This is a genomic window from Aquibacillus saliphilus (assembly GCF_020404745.1).
In the GTDB taxonomy this organism is placed as follows: domain Bacteria; phylum Bacillota; class Bacilli; order Bacillales; family Amphibacillaceae; genus Aquibacillus; species Aquibacillus saliphilus.
In genome coordinates, this window is the sequence record NZ_JAIZAP010000017.1 from 28,446 (window position 1) to 41,626 (window position 13,181).

Annotated in this window: 19 protein-coding genes and 1 tRNA gene; 8 read left to right on the forward strand and 12 right to left on the reverse strand. The window is 35.7% G+C overall.

The window, feature by feature from the left end:
* Window positions 1-129: 129 nt before the first annotated feature.
* The 3 genes from LD272_RS15935 to LD272_RS15945 form a co-directional block, all read right to left on the reverse strand.
* Window positions 130-945: a ZIP family metal transporter gene (locus LD272_RS15935; RefSeq protein ID WP_226037618.1), complete on the reverse strand. Its 816-nt coding sequence runs from the start codon at window positions 943-945 to the stop codon at window positions 130-132.
* 300 nt (window positions 946-1,245) lie between these two features.
* Window positions 1,246-1,452 (reverse strand): YqaE/Pmp3 family membrane protein, encoded by a 207-nt coding sequence (locus LD272_RS15940; protein WP_226037619.1) that lies wholly within the window; start codon window positions 1,450-1,452, stop codon window positions 1,246-1,248.
* Between the two features lie 288 nt (window positions 1,453-1,740).
* Window positions 1,741-1,812 (reverse strand) — tRNA-Val (locus LD272_RS15945).
* A gap of 196 nt (window positions 1,813-2,008) precedes the next feature.
* Between LD272_RS15945 and LD272_RS15950 the strand changes: the two genes are divergently transcribed.
* Window positions 2,009-2,395, forward strand: a complete 387-nt coding sequence (locus tag LD272_RS15950; RefSeq protein ID WP_226037620.1) for a hypothetical protein — start codon at window positions 2,009-2,011, stop codon at window positions 2,393-2,395.
* A gap of 76 nt (window positions 2,396-2,471) precedes the next feature.
* Here the strand turns inward: LD272_RS15950 and LD272_RS15955 are convergent, their stop codons facing one another.
* Complete coding sequence (locus LD272_RS15955; RefSeq protein WP_226037621.1) at window positions 2,472-3,041, reverse strand: biotin transporter BioY; 570 nt, start codon at window positions 3,039-3,041, stop codon at window positions 2,472-2,474.
* Window positions 3,042-3,482: 441 nt separating this feature from the next.
* Here LD272_RS15955 and LD272_RS15960 point away from each other — a divergent pair, with 441 nt between their 5' ends.
* Window positions 3,483-4,073: a cell wall hydrolase gene (locus LD272_RS15960; protein WP_226037622.1), complete on the forward strand. Its 591-nt coding sequence runs from the start codon at window positions 3,483-3,485 to the stop codon at window positions 4,071-4,073.
* A gap of 95 nt (window positions 4,074-4,168) precedes the next feature.
* Here LD272_RS15960 and LD272_RS15965 read toward each other — a convergent pair whose 3' ends face one another.
* A complete protein-coding gene (locus LD272_RS15965) occupies window positions 4,169-4,852 on the reverse strand; it encodes a DUF421 domain-containing protein (RefSeq protein ID WP_226037623.1) in 684 nt (227 codons plus the stop codon).
* Between the two features lie 226 nt (window positions 4,853-5,078).
* Here LD272_RS15965 and LD272_RS15970 point away from each other — a divergent pair, with 226 nt between their 5' ends.
* Window positions 5,079-5,591, forward strand: coding sequence for a DUF3231 family protein (locus LD272_RS15970; RefSeq protein WP_226037624.1), 513 nt, complete (start codon window positions 5,079-5,081; stop codon window positions 5,589-5,591).
* Between the two features lie 83 nt (window positions 5,592-5,674).
* Here the strand turns inward: LD272_RS15970 and LD272_RS15975 are convergent, their stop codons facing one another.
* Both LD272_RS15975 and LD272_RS15980 read right to left on the reverse strand, forming a co-directional pair.
* A complete protein-coding gene (locus LD272_RS15975; RefSeq protein ID WP_226037625.1) occupies window positions 5,675-5,887 on the reverse strand; it encodes a hypothetical protein in 213 nt (70 codons plus the stop codon).
* A gap of 72 nt (window positions 5,888-5,959) precedes the next feature.
* Window positions 5,960-6,808 carry an SDR family oxidoreductase gene (locus LD272_RS15980; protein ID WP_226037709.1) on the reverse strand — a complete coding sequence of 283 codons (849 nt, stop codon included), beginning with the start codon at window positions 6,806-6,808 and terminating at the stop codon, window positions 5,960-5,962.
* 194 nt (window positions 6,809-7,002) lie between these two features.
* Between LD272_RS15980 and LD272_RS15985 the strand changes: the two genes are divergently transcribed.
* The 4 genes from LD272_RS15985 (at window position 7,003) to LD272_RS16000 (ending at window position 9,623) form a co-directional block, all read left to right on the forward strand.
* On the forward strand, window positions 7,003-7,725 hold the full coding sequence (locus LD272_RS15985) for an alpha/beta hydrolase (RefSeq protein WP_226037626.1): 723 nt from the start codon (window positions 7,003-7,005) through the stop codon (window positions 7,723-7,725).
* 158 nt (window positions 7,726-7,883) lie between these two features.
* The gene (locus LD272_RS15990) at window positions 7,884-8,396 is read left to right on the forward strand and encodes a YjcG family protein (protein ID WP_226037627.1); all 513 of its coding nucleotides are present in this window, start codon (window positions 7,884-7,886) and stop codon (window positions 8,394-8,396) included.
* A 6-nt stretch (window positions 8,397-8,402) separates the two neighbouring features.
* Window positions 8,403-8,828 (forward strand): GNAT family N-acetyltransferase, encoded by a 426-nt coding sequence (locus LD272_RS15995; protein WP_369413995.1) that lies wholly within the window; start codon window positions 8,403-8,405, stop codon window positions 8,826-8,828.
* A 126-nt stretch (window positions 8,829-8,954) separates the two neighbouring features.
* Window positions 8,955-9,623 (forward strand): DUF421 domain-containing protein, encoded by a 669-nt coding sequence (locus tag LD272_RS16000; RefSeq protein WP_226037628.1) that lies wholly within the window; start codon window positions 8,955-8,957, stop codon window positions 9,621-9,623.
* A 14-nt stretch (window positions 9,624-9,637) separates the two neighbouring features.
* Here the strand turns inward: LD272_RS16000 and LD272_RS16005 are convergent, their stop codons facing one another.
* From LD272_RS16005 to LD272_RS16025, 5 genes are all read right to left on the reverse strand, one after another.
* Complete coding sequence (locus LD272_RS16005; protein WP_226037629.1) at window positions 9,638-10,537, reverse strand: MBL fold metallo-hydrolase; 900 nt, start codon at window positions 10,535-10,537, stop codon at window positions 9,638-9,640.
* A gap of 28 nt (window positions 10,538-10,565) precedes the next feature.
* On the reverse strand, window positions 10,566-10,817 hold the full coding sequence (locus LD272_RS16010; protein WP_226037630.1) for a hypothetical protein: 252 nt from the start codon (window positions 10,815-10,817) through the stop codon (window positions 10,566-10,568).
* A 70-nt stretch (window positions 10,818-10,887) separates the two neighbouring features.
* Window positions 10,888-11,103 (reverse strand): hypothetical protein, encoded by a 216-nt coding sequence (locus LD272_RS16015; RefSeq protein ID WP_226037631.1) that lies wholly within the window; start codon window positions 11,101-11,103, stop codon window positions 10,888-10,890.
* A 248-nt stretch (window positions 11,104-11,351) separates the two neighbouring features.
* Complete coding sequence (locus LD272_RS16020; protein WP_226037632.1) at window positions 11,352-11,594, reverse strand: hypothetical protein; 243 nt, start codon at window positions 11,592-11,594, stop codon at window positions 11,352-11,354.
* A 170-nt stretch (window positions 11,595-11,764) separates the two neighbouring features.
* A complete protein-coding gene (locus LD272_RS16025; protein WP_226037633.1) occupies window positions 11,765-12,247 on the reverse strand; it encodes a CotO family spore coat protein in 483 nt (160 codons plus the stop codon).
* Between the two features lie 304 nt (window positions 12,248-12,551).
* Between LD272_RS16025 and LD272_RS16030 the strand changes: the two genes are divergently transcribed.
* Window positions 12,552-13,073: a CotY/CotZ family spore coat protein gene (locus tag LD272_RS16030; protein WP_226037634.1), complete on the forward strand. Its 522-nt coding sequence runs from the start codon at window positions 12,552-12,554 to the stop codon at window positions 13,071-13,073.
* Window positions 13,074-13,181: the final 108 nt, after the last annotated feature.

A 13,181-nucleotide genomic window follows, 5' to 3' on the forward strand; every position in this document is an offset into this window, starting at 1 on the left:
CACTCGTTGCTGCTGAGTGCTGAATATAAAAAGTGTCCCCATCACATTTGCCATGGAATGAATCGTTAATATAAACAGACAGATAAAATAAAACATCCTCAAATAAAATCGTATGTTCTACTCACTATTTTAACCAAGTGCCACATCTAAAATCATCATTACGGTAAATCCGACCATTAAAGACATCGATGCAAGGTCTTTATTGCCGTTTTCCTGTGAACCAGGTATTACCTCTTCTGCTACCACGAAGATCATTGCTCCAGCGGCAAAACTTAAAGCGAATGGAAGAAGTGGTTCCATTAACGTAACTGCCAATACGCCTACTAACGCAGAAACGGGTTCAACCATACCAGAGAATTGTCCGTACATAAAACTCTTTCTCCTTGACATCCCATCTCTACGCAATGGCATCGAAACCGCGGTACCTTCCGGAAAGTTTTGAATACCAATCCCAATAGCTAATGTCACTGCGGCAGCTAAAGAAGCTGATGGAAAACCCGCCGCAACAGCACCAAATGCAACTCCTATTGCCAGACCTTCCGGAATATTATGAAGTGTAATCGCCAGTACTAATAACGTACTTCGTCTTCTATTTGATGGGTGAATTCCTTCTGCTTCTTCCATTGATGCGTTGGGATGTAAATGCGGAATAACTTTGTCAACTCCCCAAAGGAATATTGCACCTAACATAAACCCTATTGCAGCTGGAAACCAGGCTGGCAGTGGATCATTTTCTGCCATTTCAAGTGCAGGTGCTAAAAGAGACCAAAAACTCGCTGCTATCATAACCCCACCCGCAAAACCGAGCATGCCATCCATAAGTTTTTGATTCATTTGTTTAGTGGTAAAAACTAATGCAGCACCAAGTGCCGTCATCCCCCAAGTAAATGTAGTCCCAAGTAATGCTTGCATGACAGGACTTAAACCGGCAAAGAATTCGATCATTCTAAAAGTCCCCCTTATAATTGTTATCACTACTATATTTAGAAAAGCAAAATAGCCTAAAAATTTTCCGTTATTAATATATGTATTATAGCAAAAATGTTTCCTAGGGAAAACTTTACAACACATTGAAAAGATATACATTAATTTTCACTATTATTTCTTAAATCCTTATTTTCTTTCACCAATTGCACCCACGAATGTAACTATAAAAACTAAAAATAGGATAATTGGTAATATTAGTAAAATATTAATCAATCCCTTCTAAATTTTCAAAACAAAATAAGACACCCAATGGATGCCTTAACTTTTTTTATTATATTTCGCTTGCATTTTAACTTGTTTTTTCATTCTCTTATCAGCTTTTGAATCTGCTACTACTAAACAAGCATGTATAACTCCTGGTATCCATAGTAAAATACAAAGTCCCAAGTTAAGTAGTGCTTGAAATGGTTTACCTACCATCAATACTGCAACAGGTGGTAATAAAATAGCTAATAAATACATCATTCTTTCCACTCCTAAAAAATTATTACTGTACTTATTTGCTAGTTTATACAATAATACTTATTTTAGTTTATCTATTATTTTCCTGCTAAGAAACGTTTATGTTGAACGGTTTCTTTCTTCATTTTCCTTTGGCTAGTATTCTTTTTTGCAACTTTGGTTTTTCGTCAACATATTCTAATGACATAAAAAAACACTTCGTTATTCTGCAATTTTCAGTTAACAGAATAACGAAGTGTGTGCTCAAAACATGAGTAGATACTTACGTATGTTTTGAGGTTGTTGATATGATGACCCTAGTAGGATTTGAACCTACGACATCCACGCTGTCAACATGGCACTCTCCCGCTGAGTTATAGGGTCTTAGTAATTTAAAATAATCAATGTCAAGGTAGCGCTCTCCCAGCTGAGCTACGGAATATATTAAAAATTAAGCTGGACAAGTATTAATATAATAGGAATCCACTACTTTTGTCAATACAAATTCATTTTCTTCCAGTTAAACAAGCAACCCACAGTATCTAGATGAATATCATGTATTTGAAAGGAGTGGAGGGTTATGAATTTAGAAAATCAGAATCAACAATTTAACAACAATGACTTCCAATCAAGGCACATGCATGATCACTGTCATGAATACATGCATCATCACGTCCTCATAAATGGGACAGATGGGAGTTCTTTTGATGGAATTATTGTTAACGTTACGATTGATAATGTGACTGTGTTAGTTGGTGAGGATATTATGGATAGAGAAAACCAAGATGAAATGGATGACCCCAGATATGGAGGATATGGCGGCTATGGCGGTTACGGACGTCCCCGTAGAAGATTTAGACGCTACAGACCTCGGGTATTCCCTCTTTCTGGTTTAGCAGCATTATCACTATTACCGTTTTTTGGTCCCGGATACAGTCCTTACTATCCACCATATCCGTACTACTAACTATAAAAAAGGAGTCATCGTTGATGGCTCCTTTATAGTATTAATAGGCAAAAGAACACTGATCATTCTCAAATTTTCAAGCAACTCGTTTATTTGTTTGATCAATTAATTTCGCTTGAACCAACCGTCTTCTAACTGTTATGCCAAGCCAACTTGCCAAAAATGCTTTTATAAGCCCAACTACCACAAATGGATAAATCCCTGTTACTAGAGCCTGACCCCAAGTCATACCAAGAACGATTTTCAGCTGTGTTGCACCAAATATTAATGTAATAATCATTCCTATAGTATTAGCAATCATTGCCATCGGCAGGGTGAATTTCGTTTTTTCAAGAATTAACCCAGTTACATAAGCTGCAAGAATAAATCCAATTATGTATCCACCAGTAGGGCCAATTAACACTTGAACTCCACCTTTAAATCCAGCAAATACTGGCATTCCAACCCCGCCTAAAAGGGCATAGCAAACCATTGCAATCGCACCATACCTACTGCCAATAATGGTTGCTGTTAAGCCTACTGCAAAAGTTTGTCCACTTATTGGTACGATAGGAAGTGGGATCTCAATCTGTGCAAGTATGGCTGTAATAGCTGCGAAAATACCACAAATAATCAGACCTCTAAGTTTTGAATTATTGTTATTCATTAAATAACCCCTCTATTGTTAACCTTGTTTTTAATAGGTTAACATATTTCATTTAAATCAGCTAGGGTTTTTGATAACTTTTTTATACTATCACTATTGATAATAGGTGTAAGTCCAATGTCTTATTTCATTATTCTATTCACTCCCCTCCCCTCTAACCAATAGCTTCTGAAGGTAAGGGGTTTTTGCGAATGTTTTCTGCCCTTATTATGCTGTCACAGTGCTGTAATCACCTCGTTACAGTAGATCCTTTTTCTCCCCAAAAAACCAATTTCCTCCTATTTTTGAAGTTAGGAAACTATTTCCTATTACTTACTTTCACCTTATTGGATATAGCAACGGCATCGTAGTAGATTAATAGGGATTTTTTGGTTAATGAAAAAGTATATTACAACTGTTAGCCTTTTAGTAGACAACTAGTTTGCTAGGAGGAAAAAAGACATGAATAAATTTAAAAATATACTATTAACCGCTTCATTATCTATAAGTTTCTTAATTGCTCCAACTGTAGCTGATGCCGCAACCTATCAGTTACAAAAAAATGATTCATTTTGGACTATTGCAAATAAATACGGAGTATCTCTATTAAACTTGCAAAGTACAAACAATCGATCAAGCAGTCTTTTATATGCGGGCGAAACATTATCTATTCCTACCACTATGTCTAGTGCCGATAGAGACCTAATGGCAAGACTTGTACATGCAGAAGCTAAAGGCGAATCATACGCAGGTAAAGTTGCCGTAGCAACAGTAATCCTGAATCGAATGGATAATAAACAATTTCCAAACACGGTGAATGGTGTTGTATATCAGCGTTCTGCAGGGGGACACTATGCTTTTTCCCCTGTGAAAGATGGTGCAATTAATCAAGTTGCCAATACCACAGCTAAGCGTGCAGTTAACGAAGCACTAGCTTTTAGAGGTCAAGGTGCTGGATCGTTATATTTTTATAACCCTAAAACGGCTAAGAGTTCTTGGATTACTACTCGCGAAGTAACAATTACAATTGGAAATCACGTTTTCGCAAGATAAAAACAAACGATAAACAAATTTTAGAGGCAGATTGTTTTCTAAACTTGTTTATCGTTTTGCTGATTCCATACATATATCCTCATACTGTATCACAATTATTTATCGTGCCTTTTATCAATATACACTTTATTCTGTTCATCAATTTGAGCGATAGCCACATCCGCAACTTTCAAAATCCCATTCGTCTGCAAAATTGACTGAACCCATTTTTCATCTTTACCTGCTGCCTTCAAACTATTGCTTAATAACTTTCCATCTATAATAAACGTTTGTGGTACTCCTCTCGAAGCGGTATTAATTTGTAATTCTTGTTTAGTAGGTGGTAATTGCTTCTTTTTTTTCATTGCAGACACACTTCCATCTGTTTCAAAAAAAGCAAAATCTATTTCATCTAAATAGAAAATTTTCTTCTTTCTAAGTTGAAAAAGCAATTCATCCATTGTAAGACGCGCTTTCGACATTCCTTCTTCATAAACCTTCCCGTCCTTAAACACGAGTGTTGGTTCATCATTTAAAATCTTTCTCCCCTTAAAGGATTTTAGGGAAATAAAATCTACAAGTAATGCAAGTAATGCAAAGATAACTAACCCAAACAATCCTACTGTTTTCGTGATATTGCTGCTGAACATAATACCGCTAACAATCGAACCTAAACTAACACCAGCAACAAAATCGAAAAATGTCATTTGTGCAATTAATTTTTTCCCTAATATTCTAGCCAGTATATAAAGAGTTACAAAAGTAATAACTGTACGTAATGCCATCTCATTAAATTCCATTGGTAAAACTCCCATAAAATTACGGATAACAGTTTTTTAATTAATATTTCCTTTTATCACCTGTTCTATTCAAGAATGTTATCCTCTTTTTAAAAACGTCAATTAATCTCCAAGTTTTAACACTAATTGTCCATATATATTTAGGATTAAACCAATGATTAGGGAAAACATAACATTGTGCATTTAGGAAGGGGCACGAAAGATGAATATATTTAGGAGGTTAACTATGGGCATTTTAAGTGGAAATCCAACTAATGAACCGATGCATTATGGTGAAGTGTTTGGTGTATGGTCATTCTTAATGACAGCTAAAGCAAGTATCGCCGCTTGCCAAACAAAACTTAATCATGCAGGTGATGAAGATCTAAAGAAGTTAATTCAAGAGGCTATCCAACAATGCCAACAAGAGGTTAAACAAATTGAAGTGCTGTTAAAAGAAAATGGTGTGGGTTTACCACCAACACCACCAGAGCGCACAAACGCTTGTTTAGAAGACATCCCAACAGGTGCACGCTTTCAAGATCCTGAAATAGCAGCAGCCCTATCAATAGCTACTGCAGCAGGACTCGTTGCCTGTAGTCAAATCATAGGGCAATCAATCCGTGAAGATATAGCAATGATGTTTGGGCAATTTCACACCCAAGAGGCCACTCTTGGTGCAAAACTTCTTCGACTTAATAAAGAAAAAGGATGGTTGGTTCCACCACCTCTTCACCCAACAAATACGAAAGATTGTTAACAAATCAGATAAATTTATAAATAAAAAAACACATGGGATTTTCACTTTGAAATTCCATGTGTTTTAAATAAATATACTATTTATTAACTACCCATTTTTCTACGATTATTGCTAGCTTTTTTGGTTTGCTGGCTTTGCATTCGTTGATTTGAACTGATGCCATTGTTAGTTTTATTGCCACTCATTTGCGCCTGTTTCTTTCTCTCAAGCTGTTGTTTCACTAATTCTTGCATAGTTAATTTCTTTTTTTCCGTAGACTGTATATTTTGGTCGTTGTTGGTTTCTCCATTAGACATAGTTTGTCTCCTCTTTATTCACTCATTCAGGTACATAGTATATTATAATACACTATCTCAATTTTAACACCTTCATTTTTTAAATATTATTTTTAAAACAATTCGCTCCCACCATTTCCAAGGAATAATTTGTTTTAAAAACAATGTAGCTTTTAATCCCTTTCCAACAGGATAACGCAATCTTTTAATTTCTTTCATGTTAGCTATCTTAGCAACAAGATTAGCAACAAGAATTGGATCCTGATGATTCTTTTTACTCGACTCTAACGAGGAAATAATCTTGGTCATATAGTCATGATAAGGTGATTGATCATTAAGTGAACCTTTGGAAATTTCCATCCCTGATGACCAAATATTCGTTTGAAAAGACCCAGGTTCAACTATTGCAACCTGAATGCCAAATGGTCTAAGCTCTAATCTTAGACTTTCACTGTATCCTTCTAGAGCGTACTTTGAGGAGACGTAAGCGGATATCCCAGGGAATCCCATTCTTCCACTTACACTGCTAATATTGATAATGGTACCGTTCCTTTTTTGACGCATTTTTGGCAGAACTGCCTGCGTGATTGCCATTACGCCAAATAGATTGGTCTCAAATTGTCTTCTGTAATCGTTTATTTCAACCTGTTCTGCAAAACCACCAATTGCGAATCCTGCATTATTTATTAAAACATCGACACGCTCAAGCGTGTTAACTTTTTCAGAAAACCTATTTATTGATTCTTGATCAGTAACATCTAATTGATATGGAAGAATTCGGTCTAATACGTCTTGTTCATTTGTATGTAAGTTAAAGACAGTAAACTTATCTTTGTTACGCATTGTTGCAAGTACTTCAAATCCTTGCCGCGCAAGTTGAATTGTTGTTGATAAACCGAGTCCACTTGATGACCCCGTTATAATCGCAACACGAGTCAAAATAAATCCCCCCAATCAATCCTAGTATTTATATGAATAATCCAATTATATCATAGGCACCACGGTTTTAAATTTTAGTAGTAGTACTCTAAACCTTATCCCTCTTAACAAATTTTAATTGTGGTAAACTAAGTCCATGTTTCTATCCATTACTATCAGGGAATTTAGTAGATAGCGAAGAAAAAGGAGTGTGTAAGATGAGTCGAAAGGGTAAGATGTTAGATAAAGACATTAATAGTAGATATTTAAACGAAACTATCACGGTTAAATGGTATCAACCAGAATCTTTTACTCCGCTCAAAAGTTACCATATTTGCATTATGCAGGATGGTAATGATTATTTTCAACTAGGTAAAGTTGCTTCATTGAGTGATCAATTGCACGAGGATATGGAAATTGAAGACACTGTTTTCGTTGGTATTCATTATAATGATAAGTATGATCGTCAGGATAAATACCACCCTAATGGGGCGAAACAAGCAGATTACATGAATTTTCTCGTCCATGAAGTAATTCCGATGTTAGACGAAGAAATTCCTTCCTACCAAGTTGGTGGAAGCAGGGCTCTATTAGGAGATTCACTTGCAGGTACACTTGCACTAATGACAGCACTTAGTTATCCCCACACATTCGGAAAAGTCATTATGCAATCACCTTATGTCAATCAAACTGTTACCGACTTAGTTACAAGTAGTAAAAAGATAGATACAATTGATATTTATCACACAATTGGCAATCAAGAAACTAAAGTACCAACAACTGCTGGAACAATAGAGGATTTCCTTTCGCCGAACCGTCAGCTAAATGAGCAATTAAAGTCATATAACTTCCATTATACCTACCATGAGTTAGACGGCATTCACACATGGAAATATTGGCAACAGGATTTACAACGAGCATTAACAACCATGTTCGGCTGAGGGCATTAGGTAATTATGAAATTGACTCAAGTTGAATAAATTAACAAATAACTTATTAAGCAACCTATTTTTTTGTTATAATAAAAATTAATTACACATTAGCAGAGCGTTAGACTAATTTGTTCGACAAGTTTACGATTGAATAGGAGGAGTAAACCATGAAATACGGTATCGCTATTTTCCCTTCAAAGGAGCTTCAAGATTTAGCTAATTCTTTCCGAATGCGCTATGATCCACATTATGCCTTGATTCCTCCTCATATTACCTTGAAGGAACCATTTGAAGGTAGAAACATTGAAATCGAAACGATTGTCAAAGAATTAAAAGAAGTAGCAAAAAACACCGAACCTTTCCTAATGAAAATTAGAAAAGTAAGTTCATTTTCTCCTGTAACGAATACAATTTATTTGAAAGTTGAACCTATACAAGAATGGGTTGACTTAAATGAACGGCTACACACTGGAAGTCTTCCCGAGGACCAAACATATGCATTTGTTCCTCATATAACAATTGCACAAAAACTATCCGATGATGAATTTTCAGATGTATTCGGAAGTCTAAAAATGCAAGAATTCAACCTAGAAGAAAAAATTACTCGTTTCCAGTTGATGTATCAATTAGAAAACGGTACTTGGACGGTGTATGAAACCTTCACATTAAACAAGGAGTAATGCTAAATGATGAATGTAAAAATCGCAGAGAACGATCGACAACAACAGGATGCGTTTCAAGTAAGAAATACCGTTTTCGTTGAAGAACAAAAGGTACCACCGGAACTTGAAATTGACGAATTAGAAAATGAATCAATTCACTTTGTCGGTTATCAAGACAACAAACCGATTGCTGCCGGCCGACTTCGTTTTGTTGATGAATATGGTAAGCTAGAGCGAGTATGTGTACTAGAAGAATTTCGCGGGCACCAATTCGGAAAACAAATCATTACTGAAATGGAACAAGTAATAAAGAAAAAGGATTACCCAAAATCTAAACTAAACGCACAAACACATGCAGAAGGTTTTTATGAGTCGATTGGCTATCACACGATTTCGGATCAGTTTATCGATGCTGGTATTTCTCATGTAACAATGATTAAAAAAATCTAAATTCATCCCTCATCAGAAAATGGTGAGGGATTTTCTTTGTAATCGTTACGCCTCCCTTTTCTCCTCGTATGAAAGTTGGACAATTGGTAAAGATAGTTAAGGAGCTTTGAAAGGAGAGGTACTTTCATGGGAGCAATTTTTATTGAAACGCTTTTCGGATTCATAGCATTATTTGTTATTGTCAAAGTCGTTGGTAAAACCCAAATTTCGCAGTTAACGCCCTTCGATTTTATCTCAGCACTGATTTTCGGTGAGTTAGTTGGTAATGGTATATACGACGATGAAGTAACACTTAAAAAAATAGCTTTTGCCGTCTTCTTATGGGGAGGTTTATTATTAGTAACAGAACTAATAACCCAGAAGTTTAAAGGTACACGGGCTTTCTTTGAGGGTAAACCAACCATCATTATTCATAAAGGTCAATTAAATAAAGAGGAAATGAGAAAGAATAAATTAGATATTAATCAGTTACTCCATTTATTAAGAGCAAAAGGCGCGTTTTCATTAAAAGAGGTTGATTATGCATTACTAGAAACTGATGGTTCAATTTCGATTTTGAAGAAAACGTTAGATCAAACACCGTCTAGGAAAGATTTTAATTTACTCGCTGAAGATGTTGTCCTTCCAATGACACTGGTAACTGATGGTGAAATTGTTTGGGACAACTTACATGAAGCAGGACTCGACGAAAATTGGCTTTCAGCTGAATTTAAAAAGCAAAATATCATCTCGCATAAAGACGTTCTTTATGCTGAATATAAAAAAGGAGAAGCTTTGTATGTACAAACGTTTTAAGCTTCCTTCCCCTTTTAGTTTTTTTTATAAAATATCCATTTCGCTTTGACAATTGTACTCCTAACTTTATCCCGCTTAATTAAGGCTACCAAGTAACTTGTAACGGCTGTTCGAAATAATAAAAATTGAGACAACTGTGAAGGGTTTACCTGATAATATTCACACATATCAGCCACTAATGTTTCGTGGGTAAGCCCATCTGGGTTCGAAGCTATTTTTTCTTCTAACCAATCCAATAATTTTTGATGATAATTAATATTGGCATCAACTACTGTATGAAAATCCTTTTGATAGACACCATGACCAGGAATAGCACCCACACAGGAAATTTGTTTTATCTTATTAAGACTTTCAATTGCCTGCTCTGCATCAGTAAGAAAAGGAATCTTATGCTTGCTCAATTGTTCCTCACTAAAATAAGCATCAGCTGCATATAATACACCATGAATTCGTAGTGCCAATTGATAGTAACTATGACCTGGAAGATAATAAGTATCAAATGAGAAGTTATCTATCGTATGAAAACCTTCTGTGAGGACATTGTCTATTCGTAACGGATTACCTTCAATAAATTTATTTCTTAATTCGGACAATGGTTCATTACCACCAAACAAATAAACAGGTTCTAACACTGGATACCGCATGATCGCTTCCTCTAAATAAGGTGCAATTGTGTAAACATCGTATTCACTTTGTAAATACTTAGCACCACCAAAATGGTCGGAATGGGCATGAGTGATGAAAAGGTGTGTGATAGGCAGTTGTTTATTTTTCAACTGCTTAATGACTTTTTTGATTGTAGATTTATCAATTCCTGCATCTATTAACATTCCTTTTTCACCCTGTGTGACATATCCAATGTTGACGGGCCCATAAAAAGCATAACAGGTATCATTAAACTGCCTGAATTCCATAATAATTATTCTCCTTGTCTTCTGTTATCTATACATGTTCGCTGATATTCTTCCCAATTCCTGTTATCTCTGCAAAAATTTTTTCTTCAGCAGACTTATGGACAGCGGCAGGGGTGTATAAACTATTTGTATTAACGTTAGGTTGCTTACTATTTTTGTACATTGTATTCAGTTGTGCTCGATGTAAGTTTTCAATTGGATATGGGTCATGCTTTGTTCTAACCGTTCGCGAATGATATTGCTCATATTGATACTGCTGGACTGGAAGTATATAGCCCATAACCTCTCCTCCTAACATCTTGATAGTTGTATATACCCTTTTTAAAGGAAATATATGCAGGAAAATAACTCTATCCATCAATTAATTTTTCAAATTCAAGCATAGTAATTTCTAATTCTTTGATGCTACCATTAAATTTGTGATCCCATTGGATCATTTCTTGCTCAAATTGTCTGATTCGTTTTTCAGGCCGTTGAAACCATTTTTCATTCTTTCCCAAATGTTTCTCAATGTCTCCAAGATGTTTCATTACAGTTCCATGAAAACCAGGTACTCTATCCGGCAATTTCTTCCCTCCTCTTTTTTGCAAGATGTAAGAACAAAAGCGCAGGCGCCTTGCTCACCACCGACAAGCTTAAGACAAGCCTCGGCGTGGCGTTCTTTGCCACAGAGAGGATTGACTTAAGACTTCGAGGTGGTAGGCGCCGGAGCTGGACGTGGCTAAGCTTTGGAATTAATTGTCAACAACAGTCCATTTATGATTTACTAGACCACAAAACAAGGCAACATGTAAGTTGCCCTGTTTCACCTTAACTATATCCAAGAAAAAGGTCTTTTTTCTTCATCGTCTTTATGATCATCATTGCCATGATCATCTTCAACTGCTTCTACTTCTTCTTCGTCCTTCTTGTCTTCTACAGATTCCTCTGCCAATACCCCTCTTCTTGGTCCGAAGAATGGGTCATTTGAACGAGGTCGTTGCTGAGGCTCGATGTGTACGTTGTCTGCTTTTATTACTAAATCTTTCACATAAATTACTTTTTTCTTTTCAGACATAAAGATGTTCACTCCTTTTATCAAAAATTCATCTCTTTATTCTATGTGAATGTCTAGTAATGGTTATGGACATCAGCCTAGTTTCCTAGAGTTTCTTAGTTCTGTTTGTTCTTAATCGAGCTAAAATTAATACATGCAAAAGATCTACTCTTTTGCATGCATTATTCGAATTATAAGCTAACTAGTTGAATATCATTTATCTCATCTATATTAATTTCTACCTCTTTCCTAGCAGTTTTCATAAAAACAATTCCATCATGAAAGTCTTCAATGATTCCTCTATAGTTTTTATTCAGTGTAACAACTTCACATTTCATTTTTGGAACATGGAACGGCATACCTGCGTAATAAGTAACTTTTTCCTCAATCGACATATCACTAAATCGTTTTCTTTCCATTCTATTTCCTAAATCCTCGCCTCTATTCTGACTTACTTCGTCATCTGAAGGATATTCTACATTTGATTCACGTGATACCGCTCGTTTTCTTGATGATACTGTTCTTGTGTGACCACTAATTTGTTTGTTTTGTTTCTTAACTTTCTTTTTTTTTGGCGTTCTATAATCGGATTGCATGGAGGCTAATGGATCACCTAACTCGGGCTGAGCAATATAAAGCATTGGTCTTTGCACACGTTTTTTTCGCTTACCCATAAATGGATTCCTCCCCTAATATCATAATTCTTCATACAGTATATGTGTGTTCACCTATATTGTGTGTAGAAGTTGAAAGAAATCGCCTGTCTTGTAACAAATACAAAATCTAAGGTTCAAGATTTATAGTAATGTATTTTAAACTAAGTTTATTGACTTCTTCTACTATTTGTTTATATCGTTTGGCTTACTATTCACCTAAATTCATCTATTTTTCAAATAGAATGATACTTATCTATACATATAATTAAATTCTGCATAATTTGTAATTGAAAGATAAATTTTTAGAAGGAGTGTATTTTATATGGGAAGAAACAATGATGTTGAAACAATTTTTGATTCAGAACATTGTGTCTGTGATGTTGTTCGCGCTATCGCTGATGCACAGGAAGACGTTATAGATCAGACTTGTGATGTTAGCTGTGTTAGATCTATTAACAACTTAGTTGCACCAGTAACAGCAAACAATCTAGACACAGTACCATTTATTCTTTATGGCAAAGACTTACAACCATTTAGAGCATTTGGGGCAGATATTGAAATGAACGGTGGTACTCCAGAATTCGACTGTACCGAGAGTTTCATTTTCCGTGTCAAAGAGGTTAGCGAAAATGACGATTGCTGTGCTGTACTAGAACTTCTTAGTTTCGATGACGAGCAACCAGATCAACCTGGTGATGTTGACGGAGCAGAAGGCGACGATACACCGTGTGAACAAATAGACGGGGAAGAAGTAAATGACTTAAACCGTACTGGTATCTGTATTACGGTAGATTTGAAATGCTTCTGTGCAATAACTTGCCTACCTGCAGTTTCTGTTCTTTAATTTGAGCATGGCAATAGAAGGCGTTCCTAAGGGGGCACCTTCTATTCTTTTTGTTCTCAGTTATGAGCCTATTTTTAATCCCTTTCAGGTACTTGGGACATTAGTCTA

What these genes read in the sequence shown, in the direction of transcription:
- LD272_RS15935 (WP_226037618.1), bottom strand. Translation starts at nt 945, where the DNA reads ATGATCGAATTCTTTGCCGGTTTAAGTCCTGTCATGCAAGCATTACTT.
- LD272_RS15940 (WP_226037619.1), bottom strand. Translation starts at nt 1,452, where the DNA reads ATGATGTATTTATTAGCTATTTTATTACCACCTGTTGCAGTATTGATG.
- LD272_RS15950 (WP_226037620.1), top strand. Translation starts at nt 2,009, where the DNA reads ATGAATTTAGAAAATCAGAATCAACAATTTAACAACAATGACTTCCAA.
- LD272_RS15955 (WP_226037621.1), bottom strand. Translation starts at nt 3,041, where the DNA reads ATGAATAACAATAATTCAAAACTTAGAGGTCTGATTATTTGTGGTATT.
- LD272_RS15960 (WP_226037622.1), top strand. Translation starts at nt 3,483, where the DNA reads ATGAATAAATTTAAAAATATACTATTAACCGCTTCATTATCTATAAGT.
- LD272_RS15965 (WP_226037623.1), bottom strand. Translation starts at nt 4,852, where the DNA reads ATGGAATTTAATGAGATGGCATTACGTACAGTTATTACTTTTGTAACT.
- LD272_RS15970 (WP_226037624.1), top strand. Translation starts at nt 5,079, where the DNA reads ATGGGCATTTTAAGTGGAAATCCAACTAATGAACCGATGCATTATGGT.
- LD272_RS15975 (WP_226037625.1), bottom strand. Translation starts at nt 5,887, where the DNA reads ATGTCTAATGGAGAAACCAACAACGACCAAAATATACAGTCTACGGAA.
- LD272_RS15985 (WP_226037626.1), top strand. Translation starts at nt 7,003, where the DNA reads ATGAGTCGAAAGGGTAAGATGTTAGATAAAGACATTAATAGTAGATAT.
- LD272_RS15990 (WP_226037627.1), top strand. Translation starts at nt 7,884, where the DNA reads ATGAAATACGGTATCGCTATTTTCCCTTCAAAGGAGCTTCAAGATTTA.
- LD272_RS15995 (WP_369413995.1), top strand. Translation starts at nt 8,403, where the DNA reads ATGATGAATGTAAAAATCGCAGAGAACGATCGACAACAACAGGATGCG.
- LD272_RS16000 (WP_226037628.1), top strand. Translation starts at nt 8,955, where the DNA reads ATGGGAGCAATTTTTATTGAAACGCTTTTCGGATTCATAGCATTATTT.
- LD272_RS16005 (WP_226037629.1), bottom strand. Translation starts at nt 10,537, where the DNA reads ATGGAATTCAGGCAGTTTAATGATACCTGTTATGCTTTTTATGGGCCC.
- LD272_RS16010 (WP_226037630.1), bottom strand. Translation starts at nt 10,817, where the DNA reads ATGGGCTATATACTTCCAGTCCAGCAGTATCAATATGAGCAATATCAT.
- LD272_RS16020 (WP_226037632.1), bottom strand. Translation starts at nt 11,594, where the DNA reads ATGTCTGAAAAGAAAAAAGTAATTTATGTGAAAGATTTAGTAATAAAA.
- LD272_RS16025 (WP_226037633.1), bottom strand. Translation starts at nt 12,247, where the DNA reads ATGGGTAAGCGAAAAAAACGTGTGCAAAGACCAATGCTTTATATTGCT.
- LD272_RS16030 (WP_226037634.1), top strand. Translation starts at nt 12,552, where the DNA reads ATGGGAAGAAACAATGATGTTGAAACAATTTTTGATTCAGAACATTGT.